At 73.0% G+C, this 21757-nt stretch carries 18 protein-coding genes; 5 read left to right on the top strand and 13 right to left on the bottom strand.

Features of this window, described 5'->3' with window-relative positions; all coding sequences use genetic code 11:
- Positions 1 to 19: 19 nt before the first annotated feature.
- From GCL84_RS28300 to GCL84_RS28280, 5 genes are all read right to left on the bottom strand, one after another.
- Complete coding sequence (locus tag GCL84_RS28300) at positions 20 to 460, bottom strand: ATP-binding protein (protein ID WP_197523570.1); 441 nt, start codon at positions 458 to 460, stop codon at positions 20 to 22.
- Between the two features lie 380 nt (positions 461 to 840).
- Positions 841 to 2391: a S8 family serine peptidase gene (locus GCL84_RS28295; RefSeq protein WP_156758623.1), complete on the bottom strand. Its 1551-nt coding sequence runs from the start codon at positions 2389 to 2391 to the stop codon at positions 841 to 843.
- 242 nt (positions 2392 to 2633) lie between these two features.
- Entirely contained in the window at positions 2634 to 3062 is a 429-nt protein-coding gene (locus GCL84_RS28290; RefSeq protein ID WP_156758622.1) for an ATP-binding protein, read from the bottom strand.
- 130 nt (positions 3063 to 3192) lie between these two features.
- Positions 3193 to 3330: a hypothetical protein gene (locus GCL84_RS28285; RefSeq protein ID WP_156758621.1), complete on the bottom strand. Its 138-nt coding sequence runs from the start codon at positions 3328 to 3330 to the stop codon at positions 3193 to 3195.
- Between the two features lie 148 nt (positions 3331 to 3478).
- The gene (locus tag GCL84_RS28280; protein WP_235926811.1) at positions 3479 to 4087 is read right to left on the bottom strand and encodes a TetR/AcrR family transcriptional regulator; all 609 of its coding nucleotides are present in this window, start codon (positions 4085 to 4087) and stop codon (positions 3479 to 3481) included.
- 254 nt (positions 4088 to 4341) lie between these two features.
- Between GCL84_RS28280 and GCL84_RS28275 the strand changes: the two genes are divergently transcribed.
- Complete coding sequence (locus GCL84_RS28275; RefSeq protein ID WP_156758619.1) at positions 4342 to 5778, top strand: Rv3212 family protein; 1437 nt, start codon at positions 4342 to 4344, stop codon at positions 5776 to 5778.
- 67 nt (positions 5779 to 5845) lie between these two features.
- On the opposite strand, the gene GCL84_RS28270 is transcribed toward GCL84_RS28275, so the two are convergent.
- The 7 genes from GCL84_RS28270 to GCL84_RS28240 all read right to left on the bottom strand — a co-directional run bounded on the left by GCL84_RS28270 (position 5846) and on the right by GCL84_RS28240 (position 13829).
- The gene (locus GCL84_RS28270; protein ID WP_156758618.1) at positions 5846 to 7357 is read right to left on the bottom strand and encodes a DHA2 family efflux MFS transporter permease subunit; all 1512 of its coding nucleotides are present in this window, start codon (positions 7355 to 7357) and stop codon (positions 5846 to 5848) included.
- A gap of 334 nt (positions 7358 to 7691) precedes the next feature.
- Entirely contained in the window at positions 7692 to 8024 is a 333-nt protein-coding gene (locus GCL84_RS28265; protein WP_156758617.1) for a hypothetical protein, read from the bottom strand.
- A gap of 30 nt (positions 8025 to 8054) precedes the next feature.
- Positions 8055 to 9314, bottom strand: coding sequence for an amidase domain-containing protein (locus GCL84_RS28260; protein ID WP_156758616.1), 1260 nt, complete (start codon positions 9312 to 9314; stop codon positions 8055 to 8057).
- 162 nt (positions 9315 to 9476) lie between these two features.
- Complete coding sequence (locus GCL84_RS28255) at positions 9477 to 10049, bottom strand: carboxymuconolactone decarboxylase family protein (protein ID WP_197523569.1); 573 nt, start codon at positions 10047 to 10049, stop codon at positions 9477 to 9479.
- A gap of 30 nt (positions 10050 to 10079) precedes the next feature.
- Entirely contained in the window at positions 10080 to 11489 is a 1410-nt protein-coding gene (locus GCL84_RS28250; RefSeq protein ID WP_156758615.1) for a fibronectin type III domain-containing protein, read from the bottom strand.
- 194 nt (positions 11490 to 11683) lie between these two features.
- Positions 11684 to 12964 carry a PucR family transcriptional regulator gene (locus GCL84_RS28245; protein ID WP_156758614.1) on the bottom strand — a complete coding sequence of 427 codons (1281 nt, stop codon included), beginning with the start codon at positions 12962 to 12964 and terminating at the stop codon, positions 11684 to 11686.
- A gap of 436 nt (positions 12965 to 13400) precedes the next feature.
- Positions 13401 to 13829 (bottom strand): L,D-transpeptidase, encoded by a 429-nt coding sequence (locus GCL84_RS28240; protein WP_235926810.1) that lies wholly within the window; start codon positions 13827 to 13829, stop codon positions 13401 to 13403.
- Between the two features lie 703 nt (positions 13830 to 14532).
- Between GCL84_RS28240 and GCL84_RS28235 the strand changes: the two genes are divergently transcribed.
- From GCL84_RS28235 to GCL84_RS28220, 4 genes are all read left to right on the top strand, one after another.
- Positions 14533 to 15726, top strand: a complete 1194-nt coding sequence (locus GCL84_RS28235; protein ID WP_197523568.1) for an MFS transporter — start codon at positions 14533 to 14535, stop codon at positions 15724 to 15726.
- Positions 15723 to 16805 (top strand): aminotransferase class V-fold PLP-dependent enzyme, encoded by a 1083-nt coding sequence (locus GCL84_RS28230; protein WP_156758611.1) that lies wholly within the window; start codon positions 15723 to 15725, stop codon positions 16803 to 16805. Before GCL84_RS28235 ends, GCL84_RS28230 begins: the two co-directional genes overlap by 4 nt.
- A 257-nt stretch (positions 16806 to 17062) precedes the next feature.
- Positions 17063 to 19567, top strand: coding sequence for a tetratricopeptide repeat protein (locus tag GCL84_RS28225; protein WP_156758610.1), 2505 nt, complete (start codon positions 17063 to 17065; stop codon positions 19565 to 19567).
- On the top strand, positions 19564 to 21054 hold the full coding sequence (locus GCL84_RS28220; protein ID WP_197523567.1) for a leucyl aminopeptidase: 1491 nt from the start codon (positions 19564 to 19566) through the stop codon (positions 21052 to 21054). Before GCL84_RS28225 ends, GCL84_RS28220 begins: the two co-directional genes overlap by 4 nt.
- A gap of 8 nt (positions 21055 to 21062) precedes the next feature.
- Here GCL84_RS28220 and GCL84_RS28215 read toward each other — a convergent pair whose 3' ends face one another.
- Entirely contained in the window at positions 21063 to 21677 is a 615-nt protein-coding gene (locus tag GCL84_RS28215) for a TetR/AcrR family transcriptional regulator (RefSeq protein WP_156758608.1), read from the bottom strand.
- Positions 21678 to 21757 lie beyond the last annotated feature (80 nt).

The following is a 21757-nucleotide window of genomic DNA, read 5'->3' as shown; positions in this document are numbered from 1 at the left end:
CCTCGACCTGCCGGGGTGCTCAGCGGGGGGAGCGGGTGGACTCGTCCACGCCGCGCTGCTCCGGCGCCCAAGCGCGGCCGCGGGTGGCGCGCTTGCCGCGGGCGATGCGGGCGCTGAGCGTGGTGCGGCCGCCCTCGCGGGCCAGCTCCACGTCCTCGGCGAGGCCCTCGATCACGGTGAGGCCCAGACCGCGCTCGTCCGCCCCGGACGGCCAGTCCCCGTGGTCGGCCACGGAGATCAGGACCTCGTCGTTGGTCGCCTGCACGGTGATCGCCACCAGCCCCGCGTCCTCGGTGTCGCAGTAGGCGTGCTCGATCGAGTTCGACACCGCCTCGTCCACTGTGGACACGCTGTCGCGGCGGGCGCCGATCGGCACCCGGTGGCTGGCCAGCCAGGAGCCGACGCGGTGGCGCACCAGGGGGAGTTGGTCGGCGTTCGCCGGGACGATGAAGGTCAGCACACCCGTGTCCCTGGCTGTCCTGCGGTGCGCCCGCGGACTCGGGGCGATCAACCTGCCACTGGGTAGAGCCGGATCAGACGCGGTCACGCGTCCCCCTCTCTCGGACTCGACGTCCGGTTTGCCCGGTGCATCGCGGCGGGTGCCAGAAGAGTTCCCGTCCGTTTCCTGTGTACTTGACCGGGGCGTTAACCCATCATTCATTGAAATGGGCGCATTCGCGACCCCCGGTTCGCGACCTTGTCGGGTATTCGCAGGTCAGCCCGCGGGTAAAACAGGTGTGATCCTCGTCAGACCGCCCTGCGGAGATCATCGGGCAACGCGGACGAAACTGGCCGGTATCACCCTCTCGGGTGATACCGGCCAGTGATCGGATGACCGGATCAGCGGGCCCAGAAAACCCGGCCGGTGGGGCCGTACAGGACCAGGTTGGAGTCGTTCTGCAGCACGAACCGGCTCGTGTCGGCCAGGTAGGTGTCGGTCGCCCAGATCGGCCTGCCCGCCGCCGTGTACAGCACGACGTTGCCGTCGTTCTGGAACACCGTGTACGAGCCCGGGTTGTTCCAGGTGCCGCTGGACCACCACGCCTGGTTGGACTGGGTGTAGAGCACCAGGTTGCCGTCGGCCTGCATGTCCAGCCGGAACTGGCCGTTGGGCGAGCGCAGGCCCTGGCCCGCGGTGAGCCGCTGGCCCTTGGTCAGCGCGTCCTTGGCGGCGGGCGCGGTGATCGATCCGGTGTGGAGCAACCGGTTCGGCGAGCCCGCGCCCGCGTTGCCGACCTTGTTCGGCGTGGCCGACCCGATCAGCGCGCCCGCCACCTGCTGCGGGCTCAGCGCCGGGTTGCTGCCCAGCACCAGCGCCGCCGCGCCCGCCACGTGCGGGGCGGCCATCGATGTGCCGCTCATCGTCGCCGTGCCGGTGTTGCCGCTGTGGCCCGCGGACACGATGTCGGAGCCGGGGGCGAACAGGTCGACGCAGGTGCCGTGGTTCGAGTAGGAGGCGCGGCCGTCGGTGCTCGTCGTCGCGCCCACCGTGATCGCCTCGCCGGTGCGCGCCGGGGTCTGGTTGCAGGCGTTGGTGCCCGCGTTGCCCGCCGCGATCGAGTACACGACACCATCGGCGATCGAGGCGCGCACGGCGTTCTCGAGGGTGGTGTTGGCCCCCGGGCCGCCCAGGCTCAGGTTGGCCACCGCCGGGCCGGAGGTGTGGTGCTGGGTGACCCAGTCGACGCCCGCGATCACCGCGGCGTAGCTGCCGTCGCCGTTGCAGTCGAGGACCTTCACCGCGGTCAGCCGCACGCCCTTGGCCACGCCGTGGGTCGCGCCGCCGATGGTGCCCGCGACGTGCGTGCCGTGGCCGTTGCAGTCGGAGTCGTTGCCGTCGCCGACGGTGTTGGTGCCCCAGTCGGCCCGGCCGCCGAAGTCCTGGTGCGAGGTGCGGATGCCGGTGTCGATGACGTACACGCGCACGTTCGGCGCCGTGCCGGGGTAGGTGTAGGTGCGGTTGAGCGGCAGGTTCGGCTGATCGATGCGGTCCAGGCCCCAGCCGGGGCCGGTCTGCGTGCCCTGCGTGGTGACCTTGCTGTTCTGCTCGACCCGCTCGACGTCGGGGTTGGCCGCCAGCTTGCGCGCCTCGGCCTCGGTCATCTCACCGGCGAACCCGCGCACCGAGCTGGTGTAGGAGTACTTGACCTTGGCCCGGTGCTTGCCCGCCAGCGCGCCGATGGTGTCGCGCACCGGGCGCTTGCGCTCCGTGCCCGCCTTGAAGACCACCAGGTAGCTGTCCTTGATGGCCCCGGGGCCGCCTGCCCCCACCACCTCGCCCATGGCCACCGCGCTGGGGGCGGCGGCGAAGCCCACCCCCGCGGCGATGGCCACGGCGGCGGCGGCCACCACGGACCTCCGGCCCCATGCCGGAAGAGGACGACGCGTCATCGGATCTCCTCGAACGAGCTGTCAGCGAGCGGCACGCGGACCCCGCCCGACCGGGGTCCTACGCGGGCAATCACTGAATACCGCTGCTCAAGGCCCTATTTCTGCCACCGTAGGACTCTTGTGGACGCCTCGGTTGACATGCTCACGCGTGAAACGCGCGGCGCGGGCTGTCCGGAGGTGGCAAATCCCGGTGCGCGGGGGGTCCCCCGGCGGCGGACCGCCCGGGAGGTCCGCGCCGACGCTCAGCGGTGGGGGATGCGGGCGGTGAGGGTGGTCCGGCCGTCGTCGGTGGACAGGGTCATGCGGTCGGAGAGGGTCTCGATCATGGCCAGGCCGCGGCCCCGGGTGGGGTCGGGGGCCGGGGGTTTCCAGGTGCCCTGGTCGCTGACCAGGAGGGTGATGCCCGAGGGGCCGTGGGACAGGGCCAGGGAGACGGGGGCGGGCGCGGTGTCGCGGTGGCCGTGCTCGATGGCGTTGGTGAGGGCCTCGCCGAGGGCCAGGTGGACGTCCTGGCGGGTGGGGGTGGACACGCCGAGGGTGTTCATCCAGCGGTCCAGGTCGGCCCGGACGGTGGAGAGGGTGCAGGGGGTGGCCGGGACGGACAGGGCCAATTGCGTCGGCGGTGCCGCGCCGCCCTGGTGGGTGGCGTCGTCGTGGTGCGTGGTGGCCATGGTTCCTCCCCTGCCGCGCTGACTGTCTTTCGCGGTGGCGAGGGGCGCCGTTACGGGCACCAAGGGCGCGCTTAACCCAATCGGGTGATCTTCGTGGAGCGGTGGGAAACCGTCCACTGTGGAGCGGAGGTCAGACCTCGGCGTTGATCGGGTGCTGCAGCGGGTCGTCGGAGGTGGGGGTGACCGGGTGCAGCACCGCGGGCTCGAGCCGGGCCATGCCGACGGCTCCGATCATCATGACCAGCGGGGTGGCGAGGGCGATCCACATTGGACTCTGACCTCCTGCTCGGTGCGGACGGGCTCTACCCGGTACGTACCCGGGGCGAGCCCGTCTCACACCACAAGCGGGTGGCCGAGACGTGTTTCACCGCGCGCCAACGGTTTCGCCACCGGATGGCGTCCGGCGCGCGGGCTCCTCAGCCGCCGATCCGCGCGCCGGGGGCCATCCCGGCGGTCAGGAACTCCAGCAGGCGCACGCTGTGGTCGACGTCGGCGGGGGAGTTCTCCCGCACCCACGCCGCGGCGGTGATCACCTGGTAGAGCTCGTCGGTGCTCACCCCGTCGGCGATGTGGCCCGCGGCCTTGGCCCCGGCCAGCAGCGGCGCCGCCGCCGCGTGCATCGTCGCGCTGCTGCGGTGCAGCGGGGCGCCGGGGGAGTGCGCGCTGCCCGCCAGGAAGCTCGCCAGGCCCCGGTAGGTGCTGCAGTGCTCCACGGCCAAGCGCATCCAGGAAGTCAGCGCGGGCAGCGCTTCCCGCTCCTCGGCCAGCGTCGCCGCCGCCTGCTCGAGCTGGTCGAGCTGCTCCCGGACCGACGCCTCGACCAGCGTCTCCCGCGTGGGGAAGTGCCCGTACAGCGTGCCGATGGCGACACCGGCGGACTTGGCTATGTCCTCCAGGGACGCCCCGGTCCCGCGACCGGCGAAGGCGGTTCGCGCCGCCTGCAGGATCGCGTCGTAGTTGCGTCGCCCGTCCGCCCGCTTGGGGCGGCGGGCCACCGGGGCCTCAACTTCTGCTGCCGGACTCACGAACCGAACCTCCTGGGTTTCGAGCGCGCAGGTTACCTCCATTCGAGGGACAAGTGTGGCGCGGAGGTCGATGTATGCTGTACGGTCCGCCCGCCGTGAAGATCGTCTGCCGCTTCCGGCGCATCCACGCGCCCCCGACCTGAACGGGGATGACACATTCCGCGCGCTAGCGTGAGCCGCTGTTGAGCCATCGTCGCCGATGTGCCACGGTAGCGCGCAAATCAGTGCTGAGCTGGGTAAACAAGGGAGCAGGCGTGACGGACGACGCGGTCGGCGGACGCGGGGCCGAGCAGGCCGGGGACGAACCGGACACCCCGCGCGGGCCCGACGCGGACGCCCCGGAGGACCAGCTCCAGAGTAACCCTCACCACACTTCGATTAATCCGAGTGGCGAGACCCCGGCGGCACCCGCCCGGAGCTTCACGCGCAAGCGCGACTGGATCATCGCGGCGGCCCTCGTCGCGGCCGTGGTGGTGACCTCCGTCGTCGTCTGGCAGACCAGCGACATCGCCGCGACCCGCTCCGCGCCGGTGCCGGTCGCGCGCGCGGTGCAGGCCGCCCCGGCGCAGTTCCCGCCTTCGCTGGCCGAGACCTGGCGCGCCGACAGCCCGAACACCCCGTACCCGGTCGTCGCCGGTCCCGTGGTCGCCACCGGGGCCGCGGGCGAGGTCATCGGCCGCGACCCGCTCACCGGCGACCCGATCTGGCGCTACAAGCGCGACAACGCCCTGTGCACGGTCGCCCCGTTCGACACCGTCCCGCCGCTGCGCACCGACACCGGCACCGTCCTGGCCCTCTACGCCACCGACGGCGGCAACCTGCCCAGCAGCGACCTCTACTCCGACGGCGGCTGCTCGGAGGTCGCGGGCCTCGACGGCGGCACCGGCAGCCTGGAGCGCACCCGCAACTCCGACGCCGAGCGCGGCACCCGGCTGCTCTCCGACGGCTCCAACGTCACCACCAGCGGCCGCAGGCTGCTCACCAGTTGGCGCTCCGACCTGGTCATGTCCTCGCAGTACGGCACCCGCCCGACGCCGGTGCAGCCCAGGGAGGACCTGCGCCACCACTGCCACTTCGGCAGCCAGGCCGTCGGCGCGGGCAAGGTCGCCGTCGTCGAGCGCTGCCCGGACGACGCCGGGGCCGACCGGCTCACCGTGTACAAGGCGCAGACCCCCAGCGGCCGGGACAACGACGACATCGAGGAGGTCTCCTCGTCCGTCGTCGGCGCGCGCGCCCGGGTCCTGGCGGTCACCGAGACGCACACCGCCGTCGCCCTCGCCGACCCGCCCCGCGTCCGCGTCTACGACGCCGACGGCGTCGTGGCGAGCGAAGAGCCCGTGGACATGCCCAACGCGGAGCTGGCCAACCTGGACCCGCCGGGCGCGGCGGTGCTGTCCACGGCGAGCTCCGACGCCGTCTACTGGTTCACCGGCTCGCGGACCGTGGCGCTGACCAAGACGGACCTGCGGGTCATGTGGGTCGCCCAGGACACCCTCGGCCCCGGTGTCGTCTTCGCGGGCAAGCTCGTGCTGCCCATCAAGGGCGCCCTGGTGGTCCGCGACCCGCTCACCGGGGCCGACGAGGCGGTCATCCCGGTGGACCGCGGCGCCCACACCGGCCCGATCACCATGTCCACGACCGGCCCCATCGTGTTCGAGCAGCGCGGCCCCACCCTGGTGGCCCTGCGCTGACCGCCGGACGACGAAGCGGGCCCCCGTCCACGTGGACGGGGGCCCGCTCCGTGTGGGTCGAGACCCGTCAGTGCATGACCATCGGGGCCGACTGCGAGCTCGCCGACTGCGCCTTGTGCCTGGGCAGCAGCAGAGCCGGGACCAGCGTCAGCACGAGCAGCACGAACGCCACGGTGAACGCCGTCGCGAAGCCCGACGCGGCGTCCTCCGAGGCCTGCTGGAGCACCCCGGGGAGCTCCTGCGGGGGCACCTGCCCCGAGGCCACCCTGGCGGCGGCGTCGGATGCCTTGATCTGGCTGGTCAGCACCACCGACATGACCGCGGTGCCGATCGAGGCCGCCACCTGCTGGACGATGTTCATCAGCGTCGACCCGCGGGCCACGGTGTGGTCGGTGAGCGTCTGCAGCGCCGCGGACATCAGGGGCATCATCGACGCGCCCATGCCCAGGCCCATCAGGAACAGCACGCCCAGGATCACCACGTACGAGGTGTCCGCGCTGAGCTGGGTGAGCACGCCCATGCCGATGGCGATGGGCACCATGCCGGTCAGCACGATTCGCCCCGCGCCGGTCTTGTCGGCCAGCTTGCCCGCGATCGGCATGCTGATCATGGCTCCGATGCCCTGCGGGGCCAGCAGCAGACCAGCGGCCAGCGTGGTCTCCCCGCGCACCTGCAGGAAGTAGGTGGGCATCAGCAGCATCGCCCCGAAGAACGCCACCGCGAACAGGAACAGCGTGATGGTGGCCATGGTGAGCTGGCGGTTCTGGAACAGCCGCAGGTCGATCAGCGGGTGCCGCTGGCGCAGGGCGTGGAACACGAAGCTGACCACCAGCACCAAGCCGATCAGGGCCGGGACCAGCACCCGGGTGCTGGAGACCGTGCCGGTCTCCGGGATCGACGAGACGCCGAACAGCAGCAGCGCCAAACCGGGGGACAGCAGCAGCATGCCGACGTAGTCGAAGGTCTCCGACGGCGACGGGTTGTCCTTCGGCAGCACGGCGATCGCCGCGACCAGGGCGATGACGCCCACCGGCAGGTTGATCAGGAAGATCCAGTGCCAGCTCAGCGCGTCGATCATCCAGCCGCCCAGGATCGGGCCGCCGATCGGGCCGAGCAGCATCGGCACGCCCAGCACGGCCATGACCCGGCCGATGCGGTCCGGGCCCGCCGCCTTGGTCATGATCGTCATGCCCAGCGGCAGCAGCATGCCGCCGCCGAGGCCCTGCAGCACCCGGAAGGTGATCAGCGTGGTGATGTCCCAGGCCATGCTGCACAGCACGGAGCCCAGGACGAACAGCACCAGCGCGGTGATGTAGAGGCGCTTGGTCCCGAACCGGTCCGCCGCCCAGCCGGTCAGCGGGATGACCGCGGCCAGCGCGAGGGTGTAGCCGGTCATCGTCCAGGCCACGGTCGCGTAGCTGGCCTGGAACTCTTGCTCGAAGGTGCGCAGCGCGACGCTGACCACCGTGACGTCGAGGATGGACATGATGACGCCCAGCACGACGACGCCCGCGATCTTGAGCACGGCGGGGTCGAGCTTGTCGCCGCCCGCGGGTGGCGCGGCGGCAGGGGTAGCCATGGGTTGAGACCTCCAGGGAGCAGCGGTGCGCGCGGCCTCGCGCGCTGGTGGGCAGGACGACTCCCCCACGAGTCGTCGCCATTGGGCTCTGATGAGCCGGTTCTCGGTACAGCCCGGCCAGGATAGACCGTACGGGTGACAATCCGGAGGGTATTTGGTCACCGCCCGTTCGGATCAACCGCGTTCACCCAGGACGCCGTCGCCGATGCGGCGCACATCACTCCCGGCGGATCGCGGACAGTAGCCGGGGGCCTGATCGATGGCTACTGGCAGGCGGCCGGGCCGACTCGCGCCGAGCCCCCGTGCCGTGGCGGTGCACCCCGACCGGGGTGCGTCAGCCCGTCGACAGCTCGCTGAGCACCGCGCCGAACCGCTGGCGTGCCTCGTCGTCGGCCAGGTCCACGGTCTCCGCGCTCGTCAGCAGGTCGTGGGCCGCCTGCCCGCTCTGGTCGACCAGGCCGCGCAGTTCCTGCCGCCAGGTCTCGCCGCACCGGCGCAGTGCGTCGGTGGTCAGCCAGCCGGCGTGCTGTTCGACCGCCGTCTCGGTGGTGGTGAACAGGCCGTCGACGGTGGTCCTCGACGCCTCGGCGTCCGAGGCGATCTGGTCGGCGATCCGCCGGACCGCCTCCGGGGTCATGGTGATGGTGTCGCCGTGCTGCGGTGCCACGCGTTCGTCTCCTCGTGCTCGGGGGGCGGGTCAGACCCAGTCGGGGTGCGGGCGGACGATGATCGGGGTGTCCGGGCCCGCGGCGATGTCGTTGTGCGGCAGGCGGTCTTCGAGACCGAGACTGGACATGCTCGGGGTGTGCTGGGTGTAGACGACCTCGCCGTCCGGGGTGACCGCGGTGACGACGGCGGCGTGGTGGATGCTCTCCTGGTCCTTGAAGTAGATGATGTCGCCCGGCTTCGCCTGCTCCGCGGTGACGGTCTCGCCGCCGTGGCGCAGCATGTAGTCGTGGTGGTTCTGCGCCGCCGCCCACGGCTCGGAGTGGTCCTTGTTGTTGGGCAGGTAGGGCCGGTCGCCGTCCTCGCCCCGGTTGGTGTACCAGTCGTCCGGGTTCTTCCAGCCCTGCCCGTCGCCCTCCTCCGGCAGCCCGCCGCCGTCGCGCATCGCGTGCGAGACGAAGTTCGTGCAGTTGGACATGCCGGGGACGTCCTTGTGGTCGGTGTCGCCGTGCTCGGTGACCCAGCGGACCATCTCGACCCGGTTGAGGCCGTCGTCGCCGATCAGCTCCCGGCGGACCTCCTCCGGGGTGCCCGCCATGTCGTGCAGCTCGACCGGGGCCGCCCGCTTGTACTGCTCCCGCTGCTCTGGCGTCAGCGAGTTCCACCAGGCCGCCTGCCGCTGCGGGCCTGCCTCGAGCGGCATCGTCTCTTTGATCATTTCCACCGAGGCGACCGTGGCCTCGCGCACCGGGTCGTTGAGCACCCGCTCGCGGATCTCGTCCTGGCTGAGCACCTCGGTGATCCCCGCCGGCTCGACCAGCCCGGCCAACGCCGCCGCCGCCTCCTCGTCGACGCGGGTCGCGTCGCGCACCGCGTCCGCGATGAGCGCCGAGGCCTCGTGCGCCTTCTCGACCAGCGCCTTGTCGTCCGTGCCCGCGGGCACGGTGACCCGCCCGTCGGCGTCGACGGCCAGTCCCGCCCGGACGGCGTAGTCGACCGCCGACTCGAGGTTGTGCCTGCACAGCGCGATGGCGTCGGCGAAACCGTCCAGCGTGGAGAGCACGCCGCGCAGGGACATGCCCGCCACCTGGAAGTCCTGGGCCACCTTCTGGATGGTGCCCCGCGCCCGCTCCCCGACCTCGTCCGCCCAGTTCTCCGCCAACGCCTTGCCGTCGCGCTCGTAGAGCCGGTCGGCCGAGGCCTCCGCCTCCGTGGCGAGCCGGAGCCAGTCGTCGGCCGCCGCCGCGAACGCCTCCGGGGCGACGGTCCTGAGCTGCTGGTAGGTGGTCACCTGGTTTGCCCCCTCGATCCGACTGGTGGGGGTCCGATGCTCACCCCGCCGCGGCCGCGGTGGCCAGGCCAGCACCGGGCCATTCCTGGCCGGTGCCGCTGACCTGCGCGGATGGGGTCACCTGGGGGGGCGGGCGGCGCCCAGCCGCCCTGCCCTGTCGGGTCAGCGGGCGATCAGCCTGTGCAGCGCCCTGGTCAGGCCGGTCGCGGGCGGGTCCGGCTCGATGCGCAGGGTGGTCAGCACGGTGGCGAGCATCTGGTAGTGGCCCACCAGGAACAGGAACTCGATCACGGTCGGCTCGTCGAGGTGCTCGCGGACGGCGGCCCACAGGTCGTCGTCGAGGTCCCCGTGCTCGGTGAGGTGGTCGACGGCGAGCAGCAGGACCCGCTGCCTGGCGTCCCACAGCGGGTTGTCGGGCCCCTCGCGCACGGCGTCGAAGTGCTCGGCGGTGAAACCCAGCCGGGAGGCCAGGTGGACGTGGTGGGCCCACTCGTAGGCCGACGAGCTGTGGTGGGCCACGCGCAGGATGACCAGTTCGGTGTCCCGGCGGCGGAGGTTGCCGCGGGCCATGAGCCTGCCGGAGAAGTGCAGCCACGCCTTGAACAGCGGGCGGTTGCGGCCGAGGACGGAGAACACCGCGGGCGGCTGGGTGCCCGCGACCAGTCCGGCCACTCTGGGGAACAGCCAGCCGAACAGGCGGTTGTCGCGGAGGGTGCCGGGGGCGATGCGGGACACGGTGGGGCTCTTCCTGCTCGGGTGCGGCGGTCAGTCCGGGCGAACGGTCAGGGTCAGGTCGAGGGTGTTGCCGGGGCCGGAGGCCATGGCCGTCAGCGCCTTGGTCAGGTCGCCGCAGCCCGCCAGCGCCGGGATGGTGTAGGTGCCCGCGATCGCGCCGCCGGTGAGCGGGTCGAACGCGCCCTCGGAGTGCAGGGCGATGTCGGCGGGGACGCTGGTGCGGCAGGAGGAACCGGAGCTGACGGGGTAGCCGAACAGGGTGATGCTGGGCAGCACGACGCTGACCCGGGTGGACACCGCCAGGCCGTCCTGGCTCAGCGTCGCGGTGGTGCCGCCCGCGTCGAACGCGACGACGGCCTCAATGGGGATCAGGCCGAACATGCGGGTGCGCGCGGTCGTGTCGTCCAGCTCCAGCTCCACAGCGGACAGCCCGCTGGCCACGTCGATCTCGGCGTCGGCCCGCCCGGTCAGGCTCAGCCGCAGGTCCAGCGCGGCGTGCTGGGTGACCGCGGCGATGTCGTAGGCGCGCCGCACGACCGAGACGGGGGTGCGGGCGGTGACCGGGGCGCTGGCGCGCGAGCGGCGGTCGATGTCGTCGCGCGCCTGCACGGTGAACGAGTGCTCGGCGCCCGGCCGCAGGTCGCTGACCGTCGCGGTCGGCTCGGTCACCGTGGCCACGACGGAGTCGCCGACGCGCACCTCGTAGCCCGCGATGGTCCGGCCGCCGGGCGGCGCCCACGACAGGCTCACGCTGGTGGCGGTCGTCGCGGTGACGGTCAGCTCGGTCGGCGCCGCCCAGTCCACCGACGCCGAGACCTCGGTGGTGCCCAGGTCGGCCTCCGCGTCCTCGTGCGGCGCGCACGGCACCTGGACCCGCCCGCCGGACGGGGGCGCCCACCCCGGCGCGGCCGCCGGGTCGAGGCTCAGCGCGATGCCGCGGGCCGAGACCTGCGCCAGCCCGGCCGAGCGCAGCACCTGCTCGGGGAACACCCCCGTCGCCGAGAGCGCCACCTCGCCGGTCGCGGGCAGCGCGGCCTCGGCCAGCGAGGCCCGCACCGGCACGGTCCTGGGCTGCTCGGCGCCCGCCACGGCGACGCCGACCTCGACCGACCCGGAGACCCTGGTCCCGCCCGCCGCGCTCATCGCCTCGACGACCTCGGCGGGCAGGGTGATCGCGGCGCGCACCGCGAAGCCGTCCGACGGAGCGCCGAGCGGCACCGCCACCGGCAGGTCGGCCCCGACCACGACCGACACCGCGCGCGCCCCGAGGACGGGGAACTCACACGTGTAGGGCGTGGGGACGACCGGGCTCTCGACGGCCGCGGCGGCCCGCGCCGGGGCGGCGACGGCGGGGGCGGCCAGCAGCGCGGTCGCGAGCAGCGCCCCGAACACCGCGCGGTGTCCTGCCCGGACCGAACCCGCCCGCGGTCTGCACCCCATCACGCACCTCTCGTGGCCCGGGTGGCTGACCCGGCCGACCGAAGGGGTCGGTGCCGGGAACCCGTGCGTCGTCCAGCGTATTTTCGGCGGTCACCGCGCGGCAACACAGATGAAAGTAATTGTCAGCAAACAGCACCGGGCCGCGGTGAACTCCACCGGGTCGGACAAACGCCGGGGCCGCCGGTGAAAACCGCTCAGCGATCAGTGGCCGATTCGCGCAGTCGCCGTGACCGCAACGCGATCTCGATGGTGAACCGGGTGTCCGACTTGGTCAGCCGGTCGCCCAGCAGCGCCTCCACCTGGTGCATGCGGTAGCGCACGGTCTGCGGGTGCACGTCGAGCAGCGCGGCGACCTCGGCCACCCCGCCTCGGGTGTCCAACCAGGCCAGCAGCGTGGTCTCCAACCGCTCGCGCTGCCGCGGGGTCAGGGCGTCGAACGGCTCCAGCGCGGTGCGCGCGATGTGGTCGACGAGGAACTCGTCGGCGGTCAGGGTCAGCTCGGTGAAGTGGTCGCGGGTGCGCACCAGCGGTTCGCCGCCGCGCAGCATCCCGCGCCCGGCCAGCTCCAGCGCCCGGCGGGCCACCGCCAGCGACTTGGCCGCCTCGGCGGTGGGCACGCTCGGGCCCAGCGCGCCCCGGGAGTCCGGGCCCAGCCACCGCGCCGTCGCCGCGAGCACCTGCTCGTCCGGTTCCGGCAGCAGCACGCAGGGGTTCTCGCTCTCCAGGTCGAGCAGGGCGTCGTGGCCGAACGGGGCGTCCTCGGCGGCGGGCGGGCGGCGCCGGTCCAGCGCGACGACCGCCACCCGGTCGGGCACCGGCCACTCGGCGGTCGAGGCGAAGGCGGTGAGCGTCGCCTGCGCCGGGCCGGGGGAGCCCAGCAGCAGGTCCAGGAGCTGGCGCCTGCGCCGCTCGCGGGCGCCGGAGGCCTCGCCCTGGGCGTCGGTGTAGCCCTCGATGACGACGGAGGACAGCTCGTCGACGTAGACGAACAGCTCGTCGGCGATGGCGAACAGGGTGTCGGCGGGCACGCGGGCGTGCTGGCCCTCGACGCTGAGCAGCCGCCAGGCCACCCGGGTGCCGATGCGCACCGCGGTCTGCAGCGCGTCGCTGGTGCGGCCCTCCTGGAACTCCACGCGGCCCGCGCGGCGGAACTCCGAGCGCCAGCGGGTGTCCGGGGTCGTCGGGTCGATCAGGTGCTCGAAGGCCTGCCGCACCGCCAGGTCGACCCTGGACCGCAGGACCTGGCCGAAGCGGCCGTCCATCGGCAGCCGGTAGGCGGGCACTGTGCGCTGGACCTCGCGGACCACCTCACCGGCGACGCGCGGGACCATGCCGCGCAGCCGCGCGGCGAACCCGGCGGGCACCGCCGCGGTGGCCCGCGCCCGGTCGGGGCCCGCCTGCGCCGGTACGCGCGCCAGGGGCGTGCTCGTTCCCCGGCTCGTTCCCGCGTCGCCGACGACCCACTCACCGCGCATTCCGGACGCTCCTCGTTACCGCTCGTGTGACACTTGATCGACGATTGTCTCAGCGGCGAAATGACCGCAGAGTTAGCACCTCGGTTTGGCGACCCTAGGGAGCGCTGCCCGATCGTGTCAATCCCATGTCCAAGAGTAGTCAAACCGATACCGCGTCACCCGGACGTGTATTTCTTTGAAAGTGCAACTTTGCCGGTCACCCGGGGTGGCGCCAACTGTCCATTGCGGAGCGGCGAACAATACCCCGTTCCGGTGAATCTCTGTCGTGTTGGCCACGAAAATGGCCCGGAATGGAGCCTGGCGGACTTTGTCGACCAAGGGTGTCGAAATACCGGGAGCACTCGGATCGATGGGGTACGCGAGGCGGCCTCCCGTACGAGCGGACCGGGGCCGGTCGCGGCTGATCCGCGGCCGACCCCGGTCCGGGGGAGGGGGGTCAGGCGACCACCTGGACCACGTCACCGGGTCGCAGGTTCTCGTAGAACGCCTTCGCCGCCTCCGGCGAGAGGTGGATGCAGCCGTGCGACTGCTCGGTCAGGCTGCCCTCGTGGAACGCGATGCCGCTGGTCGTGAAGAACACCGAGTAGGGCATCGGCGCGTCGTAGGCGCTGCTCCAGTGGTCGATGTCCTTGTAGGTCACGTTGAACACGCCCGGCGGCGTCTCGAAGCCCGGCTTGCCCGAGGTGATCGGCACGCCACCGTAGGTCACGGCGCCGTCGGACATCAGCCAGGCCTGGTTGCCGCTCAGCGAGATGCACGCCTTCGCCTCGGCACCGCACGGCGTCCCGCCGTCGGCTGTCGCCGTGGGCGCGGAGACGATCATCGCGGTGCCCATCGCCGCCGTCGTGGCGGCGATCCCTGCCATCGTGCGCAGCTTTCCCATCGTCGGCCTCCCATCCGCCCGCGCGGCGGGCTCGTGTTCGGTGCTGCCGAGGAGGACGTACCACGGCCCGGCGGCGGCGTAACGCTTTCTCCGAAAGCCTTCGCGAGTTCTCTTTCTCGGTCGTGACGGGTTTCCGCTGGTGGATTCCTGCTTGAGGTCCGCACAAGGGCGAGAATTCTTCGCCGGGTCGTCGCGGAAAGCCGCGAAGTCCCTGCCGATGTGCTCCCGCGCGTGCCTTCTTCGAAGATGTTCAACGGGAGAATTCCGTCAGCGGACCCGACCGCCAAGAAGTGTTTCCGGATCTTCCGGGTCGTCGCCCAGCACCCCGTGAGCGCTGGTCGAGCGGCCCCAGGGCCCGCCTCGGCCCGGCCTTCGAACGTCCCGCGCCTCCTGGTGGGACCGCTGCCTGTGGCGGGCCCACCTGAATTTCATCCCCCGTCCTCCTTGAATTTGTCGATCCGTGATGAGGTGCGCTCACATTTTGTCCAAGACGTCGCAAGTTCTCCGCCCCTCTTGTCCGTGAATGTGTAGAACTCGCGCGACGGGCCCAGTTCGGACGGTCGTCTGTCACCTGGACGAGTTCGTTCTCCTCCAATCACGGCAGGGTGGTGTGCGCCGTTCCCCCGAGTAGCGGTGAGGGCGCAGAAGGCTTGGTCCGGGGTGGGCGGGGCGGTTGGATGGCCCGGTGACAGCCACCAGCACCCCGGCGCCCGCCCGGGGCAGGCTCCGGGCCCTGCTCGCCGCGAAGGCCGTGTCCGACGTCGGGCACGCGCTCGACTTCGTGTGCTTGTCGGTGTTCGTGTGGGAGGCGACCCGGTCGGCGTTCGCCACCGGGGCGGTCAGCGTGCTGCTCTACGCCGGGGCGATCGTGGGTGGGCGGCTCGGGCACGCGTTCGGGGACCGGTGGGACCGGCGGACCGCGATGGTGGCCGCCGACCTGGTGCGGGTGGTCGTGCTGGGGCTGCTCGCGGTGTTGCCGGGGGTGGCGCAGCAGTGGTGGTTGTTCTTCGCGGTGTTCGTCGTGGGCGCGGGCCGGTCGGTGTTCGAGGCGACGTTGGCGGCGGCCACCCCGGTGCTCGCGGGGGAGCGGGTGCAGTTCGTCAACAGCGTGATCGCCGGGTTGAAGGGCGCGGCGTTCCTGGTCGGGATGGGCGCCTCGGCGTTGGTGGTGCCGCTGGTCGGGTTCCGGGGGGTGTTCGCGCTCGACGCGGCCAGCTACGCGGTCTCGGCCGCCGTCCTGCTGACGCTGCGGGTGCGGCTGCGCGAGGACGACCCCGGTCCCCGCGCCGCGCGGGCGGGCGTGCGGGCGTGGCCGGTGGTGGTCGCCGCCGGGCTGGTGCCGCTGTTCGCCCTGCGGGCGCTCGACGCGTTCGGCAGCTCCTCCCAGCACGTCGGCATGCCGATCCTGGGTGGCCAGCTCGCGGGCGGCGCGGAACGGGTCGCCGGGGTGCTCTGGAGCGGGTGGGCCGCGGGGCTGCTGCTGGGCGGGTTCGTGCTGCGGCCCCTGGCGACCCGGGTCATCGCCCGGGCCCCGACGGCCGTCTTCTGCGCGGCGACGGTCCTCATGTCGATCGGCTTCATCGGCGTCTTCTGGGCAGGCGAGTGGTGGCTGCGCGTCGCGGCGGGGGTCGCGGCGGGTATCGGGGACGCGTTCAGCGAGATCGCCTTCAAGCAGGCCGTGCAGCGGTTGCCGGACCGCGACCGGGGATCGGTGTTCGGGCTCTCGCAGCTCGTGGTCAACGCCGGGTTCATGGGCGGGCTCGTGGTGACGACGGTGGTGCTGCAGCCGGTGTGGGTGTCGGAGTGGGTGCTGTTGCTGCACGGCATTCCGCTCGTGGCGGCGGTGTTGCTGCTGTTCAGGGTGCGGGGGCGGCGATGAGCACCTACCTGGACTACGCGGGGATGGGGCGGGTGCGCGAGCCCGCGCGAGCGGCCATGGCGGCGGCGTTGGAGGTCCTGGGGGCGGGGAGCGCCCGGGTGGGGGAGGTGTTCCCGGCGCGGCACCGGGCTCGGGCGCTGGCGGCGGCGCTGCTGGGGTGCGGTGGGGACGAGGTCGGGTTCGTGCCCAACACCTCCACCGGGCTCGAGCTCGTCGCGGGCGGCATCGCCTGGCGGTCGGGGGACGAGGTGGTGGTGTTCGAAGGGGACTTCCCGGCCAACGTGCACCCCTGGCGGGTGCTCGAGGGGGTTCGGCTCGTGTGGGTTCCCATGCGGGACAACGGGTACCGGCTCGAGGACATCGCTGACGCGGTCGGGCCGCGCACGCGGCTCGTCGCGGTCGGCCACGTGCACTACGCCACCGGGTTCCGGATGGACCTGCGTGCGGTGGCCGAGATCGCGCACGACGCCGGGGCGCTGGTTTGCGTTGACGCGGTGCAGAGCCTCGGGGCTGTCAGCGTTTCCGTCGAGGAGGCCGATGTGGACTTCCTGGCGGCCGGGGCGCACAAGTGGCTGTGCGCGCCGCCGGGGACCGGGGTGCTGTTCTGCCGCCGGGAGCTGCTCGACGAGGTGCGGCTGCCCTGCGGCTGGGCTGGGTACGCCGGGGCCAACGACCTGTTCGACGGACCCGGGCGGCTGCGCTACGACCTGGAGCCCAAGCCGTCCGCCGCGCGGGTGGAGGGCGGCATGTACAACGTCCTCGGCATGGTCGGGCTCGCCGCCGCGCTCGAGGACCTGCTCGGCACCGGCGTCGACACCGTGCAGGCCAGGGTCCTCGGCCTCGCGGGCGCGCTGCGCGACGGGCTGCGGGGGCTGGGCTGCGAGGTCGCCCAGGGCGGGGCGGGCATCGTGTCCTTCCGGCACCCGCGCGTGTCCTCCGGCGACCTCGTCGCCCGGCTCGTCGCGGGTGGCCACCAGGTGGCCCACCCCGACGGCTGGGTGCGCGCCGCGCCGCACCACTGGACCGGCGACCGGGAGCCGGGCGAATTCCTCGACGCGCTAGCCCACCTGGTTTCTTGACAAAGAAGCCCGCCGGGGACGCGCTTGTCGGCGGTCATTTCCGCTGCTATGTTCCGCTGGCCCTGCCACCTGTGTGAAAAGGAGCGCGGAAATGGCGTACGAGTCCTGGGAATCGCTGGCCGACGACATCGAGATCACCACCGGCGCCGCGGACTGCTGGGTCTGCCTCGTCGACGCGTAGACAGCCACCACCTCCGGGAGCGCACCGCGGCGGGCGCACCGCCGCGGCGCGCGCCCGGCCGGAGACGGGGAGAGCGGTGCACCGCTGGGAACGCGCGCACGGCCGCACCGGGGTGCAGGCCCCGAGCTGGCTGACCTTCGAGCTCTACCGACCCTACCTGGACGGATCGTCGTCCCCGCTGGCCCCGGTGCACGCCAGGTCGGCGCTGCTGGCCGCCCGCCGGTTCACCGCCCGCGACGCGCTCGGGCTCCGCTTCGGCATGCACATGCCCGCCAGCTTCCGCACCCTGCTGCACGCGGAGTCGCGGCTGCGCGAGCACCGCGCGCGCGACCCGCTGGACCTGCGGGCGCAACTCGGTGGCGACGAATGGCGCACAATGGCCGCCGCATTCGCCCGAAAAGACGAACTGGATTCCGTCGATCGGATCGGGCTGGCGCAATGGCTGATCGCCGTGTGCCTTCCCGGCGCGGTTCTGGCGGTGATTCCGGAAGACCTCGAATCGCCCGATCAGCTGACCGCCGCGCTCCAATTGTCGAGGGCCACCGCGCTGTTCGCCGCCGAGGGGCTCAGCGACCGCGCGCACGCCGCCTACGCCCGCCTCGTCGAGCACCCGGCGCCCACCGCCGCGCACGTGCAGGCCCTGTCCGCCTACGGCTACCTGCTGGCCCGCCACGCCGACTCCGACACCGACGCCCCGTCGCACCTGGGCCGCGCGGCCGACCTGCTCGAGAAGCAGGTCACCGAGCTGCCCGCGTTCGACCACACCCTGCTCACCGCCCGGCTGCGGCTGCGCGAGTCGATGCTCGCCGAGCGCGCGGGCGACCTCGACCGCGCCGCCGGGGTCCTCGCCGACGCCGCCGCCCTCACCACCGCGCTGACCCCCGGGGACCCCGACGACGAACTGCTCGCCCTGGAGATGCGCCGCCGCGTCCTCGACCGCCGCGCCGACATCGCCGCCCGCGCCGGGGACGACGACACCGAGGACGCCGTCCTGGCCGAGGCGCTCGCCCTCGACCCGACCGACGTCAAGGTCCGAATGCAGCTCGCCCAGGCCCACGAGCGCCGGGGCGAGACCGGGGCCGCGCTCGCCGGGTACCTGCACGCCGCCCGCCTCGGCCCCTACGGCACCGCCTTCGCCCTGCTCGGCGCCGTGCGCTGCGCGCGCGGGCTCGGCCACGCCGAGTTCGCCCGGGTCCTGGCCGAGCGCGCCTTCCGCACCGCGCCCCGCTCGGCCCGCACCCGCGACACCCTGCTGGGGCTCATCGGCGACGACGAGCCGATGGCCGAGGTGGTCCGCCGCGCCGCCGCGCCCGAACCCGGCCGCCCGCACACCGGGAACTGGCACTACCGCATGCACGCCGCCTACCTCGACCTCGGCGAGTCGCTGTCCCCCGGCCTCTACGCCGACCTGCCCGCCCTCGCGTTCGGGTTCGCCGAGCGCGGCGCCGCGCCCGAGCCCAACTGGCAGCGGCTGATGCCCCCGGCGTTCCGCGCCAACCTCGTCCGCGAGTCCGGGCTGGACGGCTTCGCCGTCGACCACCCGGCCGACCTGCCCGCCGCGCTGCGCACGCCCGCCTGGGAGCGGTTGTGCGCCTGGGTCGAGGAGTTCCCCGGCGCCGACGACGAGCGCAAGCACCTGACCGCCACGGTGCTGTTCCGGCTCGGCTTCGGCAAGGTCGTCCTCGACCTGCTGCCCGAGACCCCGGTCGCCGAGCTGGGGGACGACCCCGCGGCCCTGCGGCTGCGGCACTGGCGCGACGTGGTGGCCTACGTCGGGGGCGTCGGCACGCGGGTGGTCGCGCCGGAGGCGTCGTTCGCCATCGCCGCGCTGCCCGCCTGCCCGGCGCACCTGCGGTTCGTCATCGCCGTGTTCGCCGTCGTCTTCCACGCCCGCGAGACCAGGTCGCTCGAGCAGGCGCGGCGGTGGCGCGCGGTCGGCGGGGCGGCGCTGGCCGAGCTGCTCGCCGACGACGGCCGCTCGGACTTCGAGAAGAAGATGCTGGAGAGCCGCTTCTACCGCAGCGTCACCTACGTCCCGTTCCTCAGCGGCGACCGCGAGCGGCTGACCAGGGAGATGGACCGCGCCGAGGAGCTGGCCCGCGCCGTCGAGCCGCGCGGCCCCTACGAGGTCTTCCTCGCCAGGGAGAACCTGCGCGCCTGCCTGGAGAGCCGGTCCAAGGAGGCCTTCGAGCTCGGCGACGTGGACACCGGCCGGGCCCGTGTCCTGGAGGTGCTCGCCCTGGACCCGTACGAGCCCAAGACGCACATGGAGCTGGCCGAGGTCCACCTCATGGCGGGCGAGCACTACGCCGCCGCCGAGAGCTACCTGCGCACCGCCCGCCTGGGCCCCATCGGCACCGCGCGCGGGTACGCGCTGGCCGGGGAGTGCTTCGAGCGCGCCGGGAACCCGGTGCTGGCCGAGGACTGCTACGTGCAAGCGCTGCGTGTCGACCCGTACGCGATCAGTGCCGCCAGGGGCTGGCAGCGGGTCGGCGGGGCCTGCGGGATGGGCGAGCTGGCAGATGAGTACGCGAAAACCCTTCTGCGGTGGGGACAAGAGCGGCAGACTCGCTCCCCGTGAGCGAAGCGACCCCGTCCCCAGCGACCAGCCCGCAGTGGCACCTGGCGCGCCGCGCCCCAGCGACGGCGTCCGCGACCGTCCGACCGGTGTTCGCGGGCGAGCCCGTCGACGCGCTCGCCCCCGACTTCGCCGCCGCGGTCGGCTTCGACGGGTCGATCGGGCAGGTGCTGCCCGTCCCCGGCCTGGGCCGCACGGAGGTCCTGGTCGGTGTGGGGCCGCGCGCGGGCCTGGACGCCACCGTGCTGCGCCGGGGGATGGCGCTGGTGGCGCGGGCGGTCAGCGTGCCGAGCCTGGCGGTGCTGGTCCCCGACGGCCTGCCCGCGGCGGTCAGCGTGCGGGCCGTGGTCGAGGGGCTGATGCTCGGCGGGTACCGGTTCACCCGGCACAAGACCGACGCGCCGGAGCCCCTGCTGCACCGCGTCGACATCGTCGTCGGCGACGTCCTGAACGACACCGACGACACCGGCGCCGCGGGCGACTGCCGGGCCGCGCTGGCCGTGGCGCAGGTGCTGGCCTCGGCGGTGCTGCTGGCCCGCGACCTGGTCAACGAGCCGGGCGGCGAGCTGACCCCGGACGCCTTCGTCGAGCGGGCCTGGGCGATGGCCGCCGACGCCGGGCTCGAGTGCGAGATCTGGGACGCGCAGCGGATGGCCGACGAGGGCCTCGGCGGCCTGCTCGGCGTCGGCCGCGGCTCGCCCCGCCCGCCGCGGCTGGTCCACCTCACCCACCGCCCGGACGAGCCCGCGGGCTCGGTCGCGCTGGTGGGCAAGGGCGTCACCTTCGACGCGGGCGGTCTGTCGCTCAAGCCGACCGCGCAGATGCTGGACATGAAGGCCGACATGGCCGGGGCGGCGGCGGTGCTGGCGGCGGTGTCGGCGCTGGCGGTCCTGGACTGCCCGCTGCGGGTCGACGCGTGGCTGCCGCTGACCGAGAACACGCTCAGCGCCGACCCGGTGCGCGTCGGCGACGTCCTGCGGCTGCGCTCCGGCAAGACCGTGGAGATCCGCAACGCCGACGCCGAGGGGCGGTTGATCCTGGCCGACGCGCTCGCCTTGGCGGCCGAGTCGAGCCCGGACGCGATTGTCGACATCGCCACGTTGACAGACGCCGCCGCGGTGGCGCTGGGCCGCGAGGTGGCGGCGGTGATGGGTAACTCTCCGGAGTTGGCGGTGGCCGTCCAGCGGGCCGCGGCGCGCGCGGGGGAGCGGGTGTGGCCCCTGCCGCTGCCCGCCCCGTACCGGGCGCAGCTCACCTCGGCGGTGGCCGACCTGGTCAACTACACGACCGGGGTGCGCCACGGCACGGCGCTGCTGGCCGGGCTGTTCCTCAAGGAGTTCGTGCCCGACGCGATCCCGTGGGCGCACCTGGACATCCAGGGGGTGGCGGTGGCCGACGCCGACGACGGCGAGTGGGTGCGCGGCGGCACCGGGTTCGGCGTGCGCACCCTGGTCGAGCTGCTGATGGCCCCGCTGCCGGTGCCCCGGTGACCTGGGCGCTAGTCCGTGCCGACCGGGTGCCGGGGGATGACCGCGAGCGTGGTGCGGATGATGTCGACCAGGCCGTCCGCGGTGACCTTGGGGTCGATGACCCGGCGGGTGGCCAGGCCGATCGCCAGGTTCACCCCGGCCTCGACCAGTTGCCGGACCGGCACCGCGCCGGTGTCGGCGCCGATGGAGACCAGCCGCTGCTCGATGACCTCGGTGAGGTAGTCGACGGTGGAGCGCTGCCGGTCCGCCTCGGCCCGGATGAGCGAGTCCTCGGTGCGCGCGTCGAGCGCGAACTCCAGCTCCAGCCGGGGCCAGCCGCAGGTCATGGCGTCGTCGGCCCAGGTGCGCAGCCGGGTGAGCTGCTCCTCGAAGTCCAGCGGCTCGGAGATCAGCGCCCGCAGCGCGCCGAGCTGTTCGCGCTGCAGGTCGCGCAGCACCAGCAGGGCGATCTCGGCCTTGCCCTCGAAGTTGGAGTAGACGGCGCCGGTGCTGAAACCGGCGGCCTCGGCGATCCGGGCGATCGAGGTCGCGTGGTAGCCGTCAGTGAGGAACATCTGCCGCGCCGTCCGCAGCAGAGCCTCGCGGTTGCGGGTCTGGCTCTCGACCCTGGTCAGACGCGACATGTGCTCAACTCTACAGGTTGACAGGGAACGGATTGTAAGGGTATTCAAATCTCAAGATTATCCCAATGACGGGCGGGGGC

Source organism: Actinokineospora pegani (assembly GCF_009745975.1).
Classification (GTDB): domain Bacteria; phylum Actinomycetota; class Actinomycetes; order Mycobacteriales; family Pseudonocardiaceae; genus Actinokineospora; species Actinokineospora pegani.
This window is presented reverse-complemented; position numbering and strand designations above follow the sequence as displayed.